Below are 11864 nucleotides of genomic sequence, written 5' to 3' on the forward strand. Positions count from 1 at the left end.
GGTGCCTGCCGCTGCGCCTTTTCCTTGGGCTGTAAACAAGCTGCCACATGGCAGCTTGTTTTCTACGCTGGAGGACCATGCCCTTGGGCGGGCACGCCCACCCATTCAGTACCGCATGTCAGCCGCTCACCCTTTGCTGCGTAGCGTCCGGCTCAGCAAGATCACCGGCACCAACCCCACGGCCACCAGCGCCAGGGACGGCAACGCCGCCTCACCCAGCCGCTCATCGCGCGCCAGCTGGTAGGCCACCACGGCCAGGGTGTCGCTGTTGAAGGGGCGCAGCACCATGGTGGCGGGCAGCTCCTTCATCACGTCCACAAACACCAGCAGCGCGGCAGCAGCGGTAGACCGCTTGAGCAGCGGCCCATGCACGCGCGCCATCAGGCCCACGCTGCCCATGCCCAGCATGCGGGCAGAGTCATCCAGGCTGGGGGGAATTCGCGCGTAACCGCTCTGAATGGACTGCAGCGCCACCGCGCAGAACCGCACCAGGTACGCCCATACGATGCCCAACGCCGTGGCGGTGACCAACGCACCCACGCCCCACTGTGGCATGGCCGCCTGCAGCCAGCCCACGGGCAGCAGCAGGCCCACCACAATGACGGCGCCCGGCACGGCGTAGCCCACGCTGGCCAGTTGCACCACGCCGCGTGTGATGGCGTCGGGCTGGCGGCGCACTGCAAATGCCAGCGCCAGGGCGATGACCACGGCCAGCGCGGCGGTGATGCATCCTAAGCGCACGCTGTGCCAGGCCCATTCCATGAAACGCTCCCACGGCAGCACCGACCAGTCGGCCGCCAACGGGCGCAGCATGAAGAGGACTGGGGCCACAAAACCCATCACCACCGGCACCGCGCACACCACCCAGGCGGCCCAGCGGCGTGCGCCGCGCAGCGCCAGGGGCTGTGCCTCGGCCGAGCCTGCGCGCCCGCCGCCCGTAGCGAAACGCATGCGCTTTTGCGCGCGATGTTCCAGGTGCAGCAGCGCCATCACCACCACCAGCAGCATGGTGGCTAGCTGCGCGGCGGCCAGGCGGTTGTCCATGGACAGCCAAGCCTTGTAGATGCCGGTGGTGAAGGTCTGGATGCCGAAGTAGCTGGCCACGCCAAAGTCAGCCAGCGTTTCCATCAGCACCAGCGCAACGCCTGCAGCGACTGCCGGGCGTGCCAGGGGCAGCGCCACCGCCCGGATGCGACGCGACAGCGGAGCGCCCAGCAGGCGCGCGGCCTCCATGAGGTGCGCCGCGCGCTCACCCAGCGCCGTGCGCGCCAGCAGGTACACATACGGGTACAGCGAAAAGATGAACACCCACACCGCGCCGCCCAGGCTGCGCACCTCGGGCAGCAGGCGGCCTTCCAGGCCAAAGGTGTTGCGCAGGCCCACCTGCAGCGGGCCGCTGTACTGAAGAAAGTCGGTGTAGGCATACGCCGTCACATACGCGGGCATGGCCAGGGGCAGCAGCAGCAGCCACTCGAAGGTGCGGCGGCCCGGGAAATCAAACAGCGTCACCGCCGCCGCCGTGCCCGTGCCCACAATGGCCGCGCCCAGGGCCACCAGCACGCTCAGCCACAAGGTGGTCCACACATAGCCGGGCAACACGGTGGCCGCCATCTCGCGCAGGATGGCGCCCGCCTGCGCATCGCCCTGCCCCACGGGCAACCACGACGCGAACACGGCCAGCACGGGCAGCGCCAGAAACCCCGCGAACAGGATCAAAGGGATGGTGCGAAGGGCAGAAAATGGCGTGCGGCGCAAGGCGAGTGGCTCGGCAAAGTAAGAAAGCGCACACCCGCTGGCAGGCTCAGGCCGGGCAACGATCAGGAATGCAAATGCGAATTTTAAGCATTCATCCCTGCCCGCCTAGAATCAGGCGATGTTTCTAGAGGTCTCCCAACTCGAAGTGCGCTACGCAGGCCGCCCCAACGCGGCGGTGGAAGGCGTCACGCTGGGCCTGCATGCAGGCGATATCGGTGTGCTGATCGGCCCCTCTGGCTGCGGCAAAACGACGCTGCTGCGCGCTGTGGCAGGGCTGGAGCCCGTGACGGGCGGCGAGATCCGTCTGACCAAAAGTGTGGTCAGCAGCGCCACGCTCAGCGTGCCGCCCGAGCTGCGGCGCATTGGCATGGTGTTCCAGGACTACGCGCTGTTCCCGCACCTGTCGGTAGGCCGCAACGTGGCGTTTGGCATCCACCAGTTGCCCCGTGCCGAGCAGGCCGCGCGCGTGGCAGAGGTGCTGCAACTGGTGGGGCTGGAGGGCAGCGAAAACCGTTTTCCGCACGAGCTTTCTGGCGGGCAGCAGCAGCGTGTGGCCCTGGCTCGGGCCTTGGCACCACGCCCGCAGCTCATGCTGCTGGACGAGCCGTTTTCCAACCTCGACGTGGACCTGCGCGAGCGCTTGGCCCACGAGGTGCGCGGCATTCTGAAAGCCGCTGGCGCCACCGCCCTGTTTGTGACGCACGACCAGTTCGAGGCCTTTGCCATTGGCGACGTGATCGGCGTGATGCACGAAGGCCATCTGCACCAGTGGGACGATGCGTACACCCTGTACCACCGCCCCGCCACACGGTTTGTGGCCGACTTCATCGGCCATGGCGTGTTCGCCCCTGCCACGCTGCTGCAGCGCGGCAACAACGTGGTGGCGCAGACGCCGCTGGGCGAGCTGACCGACCTGGAAGAATGCCCCCTGCCCAGCAGCTACCCCGGTGGCGAATGTGATGTGCTGCTGCGTGCGGATGACATCGTGCACGACGACCATGCCCCCGTACAGGCGCAGATCGTGCGCAAGTCGTTCCGGGGTTCGGAGTTTCTGTACACGCTGCGCCTGGCCAGCGGCCACACGGTGCTGGCGCATGTGCCTAGCCACCACGACCACGCCTTGGGCGAGTGGATAGGCATCCGCGCCCAGGTGGACCATGTGGTGACGTTCCCCCGCGAACAGGGAACCACCATCTAGGCAAAAATAGGCTCTAGCGGTTATCTATAAAGCGCAGGCTGCTATTATTTTTGATGCAACATTGCGCCACGGCGCACTGCAGCCTTCAGGATTTGCCCTTGCGCTGCAGGCTTTCCAGGGCATTGAGATCCACCTGCGACATGAAGCCCCGCAGATCCTTCACACCCATGTTGTCGCCCTCAATGCTGACCACCAGGCCGTTTTTCAGGATGGTCTTGAACTCGGCACGGCTGCCGTCCTTTTCATAGCGCTGGTGCAGGGTGCGGCCACCCTCCTGCCAAGTCTTCTCGGCGCTCGTTGGGTCTTCTTTTTCGCCCTGGGCCATGCCCATGGCCATGACCGCCATCTGCCCCAGGCCACCGATGTCCACGATCTCCAGGCGCACCTGCTTGTCATCGCTGCCGTACTGCGCACTGGCCTGGCTGGTGGGCAGGCCCAGGGCGGCACCGTCCTGCACATCAAAGCCCGTTCGCGGCAGGCCGGCGAGCTTCTCGGGCAGTGCCGCCTTGAGCGATTGCGCCGCAATGGCCTGGCCACCCCCCAGCGCACCTGCGGCGGCCTTGGCTGCATCACCAGCAGCAGCGGCAATGGCGGCGGGGTCCTGGCTCTTTTGCGCTTCTTCCATCTTGCGGGCGGCCTCTTCCATCTTCTTGCCTGCGGCCTCCAGGCCGGCGGTGTCGATGGACACCTTGCCGCCCGGCGTATTCATCGTGATGGCGGGCGCGTCGGCCCCGCCAAACATCGCTCCGCCACGGGGCAGAAAGAGCGCACTGACGGCGCCGATGACCACCCCCATCACAATGGCCGCGATGATGACCACCACGGTGTAGACCACCGACTTGTCGGGGGCGTTTTTCATGAGCACCGGCAGGCCGGTGTAGAGCAGGTAGATAGAGTACAAAGCCGCCAGCAGGCCCAGCATGGATAGTGCAGGCAGCAGGCTGAACACCCCGCCCAGCATGGCCGCCGTGCTGGCATACACCGCCACCTTCAGGGCCTGGATGGAGTTTTTCTGGCCGCCAAAGGTGGAGGCCAGCGCATCGATGATGAGCCCGAGCACGAAGATGCCAACGAGGCTGAGCACATACGACACCACCATGTTCACCAGCCCCGAGACAAAGGGCACGCGGATGGTGACGCCAAAGCCCCCAAAACCGATCAGCGACATGCCAATGAAACCGCAGACTGCCGGAATGGCGGCCAAAATCATGGCGTAGCGGGTGTACAGGGTGGCGGCGTCGGTGCTCTCGGCCTCAATGGTGACCCAGGTGTCCTTGGGTTGCAGAAGAAGGCTCTTGGCGCGCTCAATCAGGTTCATGGTGCCCTCCCGGCAGTGTGGATGAGCCTGCCCACGCATTTGCAAGCGCTTGCAGGCGAAAGACGCGGACGATACGGGAAATTGCGTGCAATAGAGATCGGATGTGCAGACCGCGCGGCTGCAAACGTGGAATATGCACGCTTTTGCCCACGGAAACCACCCCCTGCCCCCAGAGCGCCAGCTCAGGCTTTGCGCAACTGATCGACCGTATCGTGCAGGTGCTGCGTCCAGGTACGGCGGTCGCGCTCGCCCGCCAGCTCGGGGGGGCCGTAATGCACCACAGCCTCGATGGGCGGGGCGCACAGCGTGCGCCAGATGGAGCCCACCAGGGTTTCGTCGCCGATGTAGCTGGGCGCAAAACTGGTGGCACCCGTGGCCTTGTCGGCAAAACGCAGGCCCACGGGCTGCACCGGCGCCTGCGCCACCACAGCGGCTTGCAGCAAATTGGCGTGAAAAGGCAGCATCTCGCGCCCATCGCCCGTGGTGCCCTCAGGGAACACGGCCAGCACCTCGCCCCGCTCCAGCGCCTCCTGCATCGACCGCACCATGCGCAGCGCATCACGGCGCGAGCTGCGCTCGATGTAGAGCGTGCCTGCGGCCGTGGCCAGGGTACCGATCAGCGGCCAGCCCTGTACGTCGGACTTGGAGACAAAGCGGCAATGCCGCGCCGCGTGCATCACCGGGATATCAAGCCACGAGATGTGGTTGGCCACCAGCATCACCGGGCCGGTGAGCGGGGGCTGACCCAAGATGCGGAGGCTGATGCCAAGGTGCGCCAGCAGCTGCAGCGACCACACCTGCACCCGGGCATGCTGCTGGTCCGGCGAGAGCGCTGGAAAACGCAACGCCACGATGGCGAGCCCTTTGACAATGTGGCCCAGCAGGCGCAGCAGGCGCCAGCAGGCACGCAAAGACTTCACCGCAGGGCCTCGCAGCGTCGCACTACCTCAACCCCGGTCAAAAGCCACCTGGCCACCGACGAGGGTCATGCGCACACAGCCAGGCAGTTCGTAGCCCGAGAACGGGGTGTGTTTGCCCTGGCTGCGCAGCGCATCGTCCTGCACGGTCCACGCGGCCTGCGGATCCAAAATGCACAAATCGCCCACGCCGCCTTCCACGATCTGGCCCACGCTGGCCTGCAGTGTGCCCAGGGCGCTGCCGAGCACGCGCGCGGGTTCGGACGTGACGGTGGCGAGCGCACGCTGCAGGGGCACACCGCTGTCCTGCGACCACTTGAGCGCGAGCGACAACAGCAGCTCCAGCCCCGTGGCGCCGGGCTCGGCTTCGGCGAATGGCAAGGTCTTGGCGTCTTCATCGACCGGCGTGTGGTCAGACACCAGCGCGTCGATGGTGCCGTCGGCCAGCGCGGCGTTCAGCGCATCGCGGTCGCGCTGCTGGCGCAGCGGGGGCGACAGGCGCGCACGGCTGTCGAAGAAGCCGATGTCCACGTCGGTGAGGTGCAGCGAGTTGATGCTGACATCGGCCGTCACCTTCAGGCCCTCGGCCTTGGCGCGGCGCAGCAACTCGACACCCGCAGCACTGCTGATGCGGCACAGGTGCACACGGGCGCCGGTGGTCTTGAGCAGTTCAAAAATGGTGTGCAGCGCAATGGTCTCGGCCGCCACGGGCACGCCCGACAGGCCTAGCCGCGTGGCCAGCGGGCCGCTGGCAGCCACGCCCTTACCCAGGTGCATCTCTTGCGGACGCAGCCACACGGTGTAGCCAAAGGTGGCGGCGTATTGCAGCGCGCGCTGGAGCACCTGGGTGCTGGCCAGCGGTACCTCGGCCTGGCCAAAGCCCACGCAGCCAGATTCGGTCAGCTCGGCCATCTCGGTCAGCACCTCGCCGGCCAAGTTGCGCGTGAGCGCGCCCAGCGGGAACAGGCGCGCCTGGTGCAGCTTCTCGGCGCGGAACTTGAGCATCTCCACCAGACCCGGCTCGTCGAGCACGGGGTCGGTGTCGGGCGGGCAGACCAGGCTGGTCACTCCACCGGCCACGGCGGCAGCCATTTCGGATTCGAGCATGCCTTCGTGTTCGTGGCCGGGCTCGCGCAGGCGCGCCGCCAGGTCCACCAGGCCGGGCAACACGATGCAGCCAGCAGCATTGATGGTGCGGTTGGGCGCAAAGTCGGGCGGCACGCGGTTGACGCTCACGATGCGGCCTGCCGCCAGCGCGATGTCGCAGGTCTGGTCAAGCCCCGAAGCGGGGTCGATCACACGGCCGTTCTGGATCAGTATCTTCATGATTTCAAGCCAAATTGGCTGCTAGCGCATATTGGATAAGCGCTAGCAGCTATGAAAACAGGAGCATTCATTCCAAGCGTCATGCCTCGTTACCAGCAACGATGGACATGACAGCCATACGGACCGCAATACCGAAAGTCACCTGCGGCAGGATCACGCTCTGCTTGCCATCGACCACGGCGGAGTCGATTTCCACGCCGCGGTTGATGGGGCCGGGGTGCATCACGATGGCGTCGGGCTTGGCCAGTTGCAGCTTCTCCTGCGTGAGGCCGAAGCTCTTGAAATACTCCTGGCTCGACGGCAGCAGCGCACCGCTCATGCGCTCGTTCTGCAAGCGCAGCATGATGACCACATCGGCATCCTTGATGCCTTCTTCGAGCGTGTGGCACACGCGCACACCCATCTGCGCCATGTCGGACGGCACCAGCGTGCGCGGGCCCACCACGCGCACTTCGGCGCAGCCCAGCGTGGTCAGGCCGTGGATGTCAGAACGCGCCACGCGCGAATGCAGCACGTCGCCCACGATGGCCACGGTGAGGTTGCTGAAATCCTTCTTGTAGTGGCGGATGGTGTACATGTCCAGCAGCCCCTGCGTGGGGTGGGCGTGGCGGCCATCGCCTGCGTTGATCACGTGCACATGGGGCGCCACGTGCTGGGCAATGAGGTACGGCGCGCCGGATTCGCTGTGCCGCACCACGAACAAATCCGCCGCCATGGCCGACAGGTTGGCGATGGTGTCGAGCAGCGATTCGCCTTTGCTGGCCGAGCTGCGCGCGATGTCGAGGTTGAGCACGTCGGCCGACAGGCGCTTGGCCGCGATCTCGAAGGTGGTGCGGGTGCGCGTGCTGTTCTCGAAGAACAGGTTGAACACGCTCTTGCCTCGCAGGAGAGGCACCTTCTTCACTTCGCGGTCGTTCACGCTCACGAAGTTGGCCGCCGTGTCGAGGATGTGCGTGACGATGTCGCGCGGCAGGCCCTCGATGGACAGCAGGTGGATGAGTTCGCCGTTGCCGTTGAGTTGGGGGTTGCGCTTGTGCAGCACGGTCAGGCCTCTTTGACTTGGAATTGGAAGGTGCCGCTGTCGTCGCGCGCCAGGGCCAGCGACTGGGCAGCAGGCAGGGCCACACGCGCGGCGGCAAAGTCGGCCTGCACCGGCAGCTCGCGCCCACCCCGGTCCACCAGCACGGCCAGGCGCACGCTGGCGGGGCGGCCATAGTCGAACAGTTCGTTGAGCACGGCGCGGATAGTGCGGCCGGTGTAGAGCACGTCGTCGAGCACCAGCACGTCGGCACCGTTCACATCGAACGGCAGCGCGGTCTGCGCGCTGGCCGACAGGCCACGCTGGGCGAAGTCGTCGCGGTGCATCACCGACGACAGCACTCCTGCGGGCCCTTCGAGGCCCAGGTCTTTTTGCAGGCGCTCGGCCAGCCAGGCGCCGCCGGAGGCAATGCCCGCCAGGCGCGTGGTGGGGGTCAGCATGCTGCGCACTCCGCGCAGCAGTTCGCGGTACAGCGCCTCGGCATCAAGCACCAGGCTGCCGGACACTCCGGGGGAGGGGGTGGTCATGGGAGACTCCTCAAAAACTGTTCCAGGATGATGCAGGCCGACGCAGCATCGGCATCCTTGGCGCCACCTGCGATGGCTTCGGTGGTGCTGTAACGCTCGTCCACCTCGAACACCTGCAAACCAAAGCGGCCGCGCAGCTGGCGGCCGAACTTGAGCGCGCGCTCGGTGTTCTCATGGCTCGCGCCGTCAGGGTGGTAGGGCACGCCGATCACGATGGCGTCGGGCTGCCACTCCTTGATGCGCTGCGCCACCTGCACAAAACGGGCGTCGCCCTCGGCCTTGATGGTGGTCTGCGGCGTGGCGCTGCGCAACATGCGGTTGCCCGTGGCGACCCCCGTGCGCTTGAGGCCAAAATCGAAAGCAAGAAAGGTCTGGAAATGCGCAGGAACGGCGGGCTGAACGGGCAGGCCGGTCATGCGTGCCCCGCCTCGGGCGACAACATCCAGGCCTTGAGGCCCAGCAGCGAAAGGGCCCGGTCGTAGCGCTCGGGCACAGGGGTGTCGAAGATCACGGACAGATCGGCCGCCACGGTGAGCCAGGCGTTCTCGGCCAGCTCCGATTCAAGCTGGCCCTCACCCCAGGACGAATACCCCAGCGTGATGAGCACGCGGCGCGGGCCTGCGCCCGTGGACAGCGCTTCGAGCACGTCCTTGGAGGTGGTCATCTCCAGCCCGCCGGGGATGGTCATGGTGGAGGCATATGCCGATTCATCGGTTTCTGCCTTGTCCATGAGCATGGGCTCATGCAACACAAAACCGCGTTCGGTCTGCACCGGGCCGCCTTGGAAAACAGGTTCCTGGGTGAGATCTTCGCGCCGCAGGGACAGGTCCACCTTGTCAAAAAGGCCTTTGAGGGTGATGTCCGAAGGCTTGTTGATGATGAGGCCGAGTGCACCGCGTTCGCTGTGCTCGCACAGGTAAACGACGCTGCGCGAGAAAGACTCATCTTCCAGACCGGGCATCGCAATCAGGAAGTGATGCGTCAGGTTGATGGGCGCAGAATCGAAAGACATTCGGCAATTTTAACGGTGAACATGGCCCCCTCCTCCGAGCCCTCGTACCCCAGCGGTCTGGTCTGGTTCCGCCGCGACCTGCGCGCGAACGATCAGGCCGCTCTTTACCGCGCACTGACTCAATGCCAGGAGGTGCACTGCGCCTTTGTTTTTGACCGCGAGATCATCGACGCCCTGCCCCGGGCTGACCGGCGGGTGGAGTTCATCCGCGAGTCGCTCGTGGAGCTGGATGAAACGCTGCGAACGCTTTCCGGGCATGAACAGGGTGGCCTCATCGTGCTGCATGCAGTGGCCAGTGATGCCATTCCAGAACTGGCCAACGCCCTGGGCGTGCAGGCCGTGTTTGCCAACCACGATGACGAGCCCCAGGCCCTGGAACGCGACCGACTGGTGCGCACACGGTTGGCCGCTGCCGGAAGGGCATTTCACACCTTCAAGGACCACACCATTCTGGAACGCAGCGAGGTGCTGACGCAGACCGGCAATCCGTACAGCGTGTTCACACCGTACAAGAACGCCTGGCTCAAGAAGGTGGATGCGTTTCAACTCACCGGCTACCCCGTGGAGCGCCATGCACACCGGTTGGCACCGCGCCCGCAGGCGCACTGCCAGGCGGTGCCCACCCTGGCACGCCTGGGTTTTGAGGCCACGGCCCTATCGCAGCTCAATCTGCCCACGGGCGCCAGCGGCGCGCTGCGGCTGTTCAACGACTTCCTGGGCCGCATCGAGCGGTACGAGGACACGCGCAACTTTCCAGCTGTCAAAGGGCCCAGCTACCTCAGCGTGCACCTGCGTTTTGGCACCATCTCGCCGCGCCTGCTGGCCCGCACCGCGCACGGGCTGATGCTGCAAGGCAACCCGGGCGCCGCCACCTGGCTCAGCGAGCTGATCTGGCGGGACTTCTACTTTCAGATCCTGCACCACCATCCCCATGTGGTGGGCCACAGTTTCAAGCCCGCGTATGACGCGATCCAGTGGGAATCAGGCCCCGAGGCCAACACCCTGTTTGCCGCCTGGTGTGAGGGGCGCACGGGCTACCCGCTGGTGGATGCGGCCATGGCGCAGATCAACCAGACGGGCTACATGCACAACCGCTTGCGCATGGTGGTGGCGAGCTTCCTGGTCAAGGATCTGGGCATCGACTGGCGCTGGGGCGAAGCCTATTTCGCCACGCACCTCAATGACTTCGATCTGGCCGCCAACAACGGTGGCTGGCAGTGGGCCAGCTCCAGCGGGTGCGATGCCCAGCCCTATTTCCGCATCTTCAACCCCGTGAGCCAGAGTGAAAAGTTCGACCCCGAGGGCAAGTTCATCCGCCGCTATCTGCCGCAGCTGGCGAGTTTGCCTACCAAGGCGTTGCACGCGCCCTGGCTGGCGCGCCCGCTGGAGTTGCAGGATGCGGGAGTGCGGCTGGGGGATACCTACCCGCTGCCGGTGGTGGAGCACGACGCAGCGCGGCACCGCACCCTGGAGCGGTATGCGGTCGTAAAGTCTGCTGCGGCCTGATCCCGGCACTCACCGGCGGGTGGCAGGCGGTGGAACGCTGTCGGGCCCAGCGGGCTCATCCGGGCTCATCTGCATGCCCTCACCACCCAGCGGCGCCCCCGCCGCCAGCCGAAGGCGCAGCCGCACATCGGTGCGGTTATCGGCATTGGCAATCGCTTCTTCGGGCGATATGGCACCGGACTCGACCATGGCCAGCAAGGATTGGTCGAAGCTCCACATGCCTTGCTCTGCGCTGCGGGTAATGGCGGTCTTGAGTTCGTCGATCTGCCCCTTCTGGATCAGCTCGGCCACATAGGGCGTGAGCAGCATGATCTCGGTGGCAGGCACCAGGCCACCCGCGAGCCCCGCCACCAGGCGCTGCGCTACGACAGCGCGCAGGTTGAGGGACAGGTCCATGAGCAATTGGCGGTGGGCGTCTTCGGGGAAGAAATTCACAATGCGCTGCACCGCCTGGTTCGCATTGTTGGCATGCAGTGTGGAAACACACAGGTGGCCGGACTCGGCATAGTGGAGCGCGTGCTGCATGGTGGCCCGGTCGCGGATTTCACCAATCATGATCACGTTCGGCGCTTCCCGCATCGCGCGACGCAGGGCCTCGTCATAGGACAGCGTATCGAGCCCCACCTCGCGCTGTGTCACGAGTGACTTCTTGTGGGTATGAAGGTATTCGATGGGGTCTTCCACCGTCAGGATATGCCCGCCCGTGTGGGCATTGCGGTGGTCCAGCAGCGCGGCCAATGTGGTGGTCTTGCCAGAACCCGCCGACCCTACCGTGAGTACCAGCCCCCCTTTGAGAAACGCCAGTTGCTGGAGCACGGGCGGAAGGCCGAGCGCCGCCAGGCTGGGGATCTGGGCAATAACATGGCGGATCACCATGCCTACCTGCCCACGCTGCCGGTGCACATTCACACGAAACCGCTCGCCCTCCGGGGTCTGCAAGGACAGGTCGCACTCCATGGTGGCATCGAACTCATGCCGCTGCGTTTCGCGGAGGATGGAATACGCCATCTGCTTGACATCGTCGGCGGACAGCTGCTGCTGCCCCATGGCCACAAACACGCCCTGCCGCTTGAGCGTGGGTGGTGCACCCGCCATGATGAATAGATCAGAGGCCCTTTCCCGCACCACCACAGCCAGACAAGCCAGGAGGCGAGGGTCCGGAGAAGGAACAGTTGCCGTTGGCTCCATCAGGACCGCCTCCAAAGGGAAGCTGCCGTGGCCAAGGCCCGCACCAACAGGAATATTGGCAGGCCACAGGCCCGCCGG

At 65.7% G+C, this 11864-nt stretch carries 11 protein-coding genes; 2 read left to right on the forward strand and 9 right to left on the reverse strand.

Going from position 1 to position 11864, the window contains the following annotated elements:
• Positions 1 to 126: 126 nt before the first annotated feature.
• Positions 127 to 1755, reverse strand: coding sequence for an iron ABC transporter permease (locus EXV95_RS11525; protein WP_176886957.1), 1629 nt, complete (start codon positions 1753 to 1755; stop codon positions 127 to 129).
• Between the two features lie 118 nt (positions 1756 to 1873).
• On the opposite strand from EXV95_RS11525, the gene EXV95_RS11530 reads away from it, so the two are divergent.
• The gene (locus EXV95_RS11530; RefSeq protein ID WP_055402047.1) at positions 1874 to 2953 is read left to right on the forward strand and encodes an ABC transporter ATP-binding protein; all 1080 of its coding nucleotides are present in this window, start codon (positions 1874 to 1876) and stop codon (positions 2951 to 2953) included.
• An 85-nt stretch (positions 2954 to 3038) separates the two neighbouring features.
• On the opposite strand, the gene EXV95_RS11535 is transcribed toward EXV95_RS11530, so the two are convergent.
• From EXV95_RS11535 to EXV95_RS11565, 7 genes are all read right to left on the reverse strand, one after another.
• A complete protein-coding gene (locus tag EXV95_RS11535; protein WP_176886958.1) occupies positions 3039 to 4271 on the reverse strand; it encodes a Yip1 family protein in 1233 nt (410 codons plus the stop codon).
• A gap of 182 nt (positions 4272 to 4453) precedes the next feature.
• Positions 4454 to 5191: a 1-acyl-sn-glycerol-3-phosphate acyltransferase gene (locus EXV95_RS11540; RefSeq protein WP_121505518.1), complete on the reverse strand. Its 738-nt coding sequence runs from the start codon at positions 5189 to 5191 to the stop codon at positions 4454 to 4456.
• Positions 5192 to 5218: 27 nt separating this feature from the next.
• Positions 5219 to 6514: a dihydroorotase gene (locus EXV95_RS11545; RefSeq protein ID WP_176886959.1), complete on the reverse strand. Its 1296-nt coding sequence runs from the start codon at positions 6512 to 6514 to the stop codon at positions 5219 to 5221.
• 79 nt (positions 6515 to 6593) lie between these two features.
• Entirely contained in the window at positions 6594 to 7556 is a 963-nt protein-coding gene (locus EXV95_RS11550; RefSeq protein WP_008903259.1) for an aspartate carbamoyltransferase catalytic subunit, read from the reverse strand.
• 2 nt (positions 7557 to 7558) lie between these two features.
• A complete protein-coding gene (gene pyrR / locus EXV95_RS11555; protein ID WP_176886960.1) occupies positions 7559 to 8080 on the reverse strand; it encodes a bifunctional pyr operon transcriptional regulator/uracil phosphoribosyltransferase PyrR in 522 nt (173 codons plus the stop codon).
• Positions 8077 to 8496, reverse strand: coding sequence for a Holliday junction resolvase RuvX (gene ruvX / locus EXV95_RS11560; protein WP_176886961.1), 420 nt, complete (start codon positions 8494 to 8496; stop codon positions 8077 to 8079). Before ruvX ends, pyrR begins: the two co-directional genes overlap by 4 nt.
• Positions 8493 to 9092 (reverse strand): YqgE/AlgH family protein, encoded by a 600-nt coding sequence (locus tag EXV95_RS11565; protein ID WP_055393353.1) that lies wholly within the window; start codon positions 9090 to 9092, stop codon positions 8493 to 8495. The genes ruvX and EXV95_RS11565 overlap by 4 nt, the downstream gene beginning before the upstream one ends.
• Positions 9093 to 9113: 21 nt before the next feature.
• On the opposite strand from EXV95_RS11565, the gene EXV95_RS11570 reads away from it, so the two are divergent.
• A complete protein-coding gene (locus EXV95_RS11570; RefSeq protein ID WP_176886962.1) occupies positions 9114 to 10598 on the forward strand; it encodes a deoxyribodipyrimidine photo-lyase in 1485 nt (494 codons plus the stop codon).
• A gap of 9 nt (positions 10599 to 10607) precedes the next feature.
• Here EXV95_RS11570 and EXV95_RS11575 read toward each other — a convergent pair whose 3' ends face one another.
• On the reverse strand, positions 10608 to 11786 hold the full coding sequence (locus tag EXV95_RS11575; protein ID WP_176886963.1) for a PilT/PilU family type 4a pilus ATPase: 1179 nt from the start codon (positions 11784 to 11786) through the stop codon (positions 10608 to 10610).
• Positions 11787 to 11864: the final 78 nt, after the last annotated feature.

It is taken from the genome of Acidovorax sp. JMULE5, assembly GCF_013376875.1.
Taxonomy (GTDB): domain Bacteria; phylum Pseudomonadota; class Gammaproteobacteria; order Burkholderiales; family Burkholderiaceae_C; genus Acidovorax; species Acidovorax facilis.

Coding starts and splice junctions, on each gene's coding strand:
- EXV95_RS11530 (WP_055402047.1), top strand. CDS start 1,874: ATGTTTCTAGAGGTCTCCCAACTCGAAGTGCGCTACGCAGGCCGCCCC.
- EXV95_RS11535 (WP_176886958.1), bottom strand. CDS start 4,271: ATGAACCTGATTGAGCGCGCCAAGAGCCTTCTTCTGCAACCCAAGGAC.
- EXV95_RS11570 (WP_176886962.1), top strand. CDS start 9,114: ATGGCCCCCTCCTCCGAGCCCTCGTACCCCAGCGGTCTGGTCTGGTTC.
- EXV95_RS11575 (WP_176886963.1), bottom strand. CDS start 11,786: ATGGAGCCAACGGCAACTGTTCCTTCTCCGGACCCTCGCCTCCTGGCT.
- EXV95_RS11545 (WP_176886959.1), bottom strand. CDS start 6,514: ATGAAGATACTGATCCAGAACGGCCGTGTGATCGACCCCGCTTCGGGG.
- ruvX (WP_176886961.1), bottom strand. CDS start 8,496: ATGACCGGCCTGCCCGTTCAGCCCGCCGTTCCTGCGCATTTCCAGACC.
- pyrR (WP_176886960.1), bottom strand. CDS start 8,080: ATGACCACCCCCTCCCCCGGAGTGTCCGGCAGCCTGGTGCTTGATGCC.
- EXV95_RS11565 (WP_055393353.1), bottom strand. CDS start 9,092: ATGTCTTTCGATTCTGCGCCCATCAACCTGACGCATCACTTCCTGATT.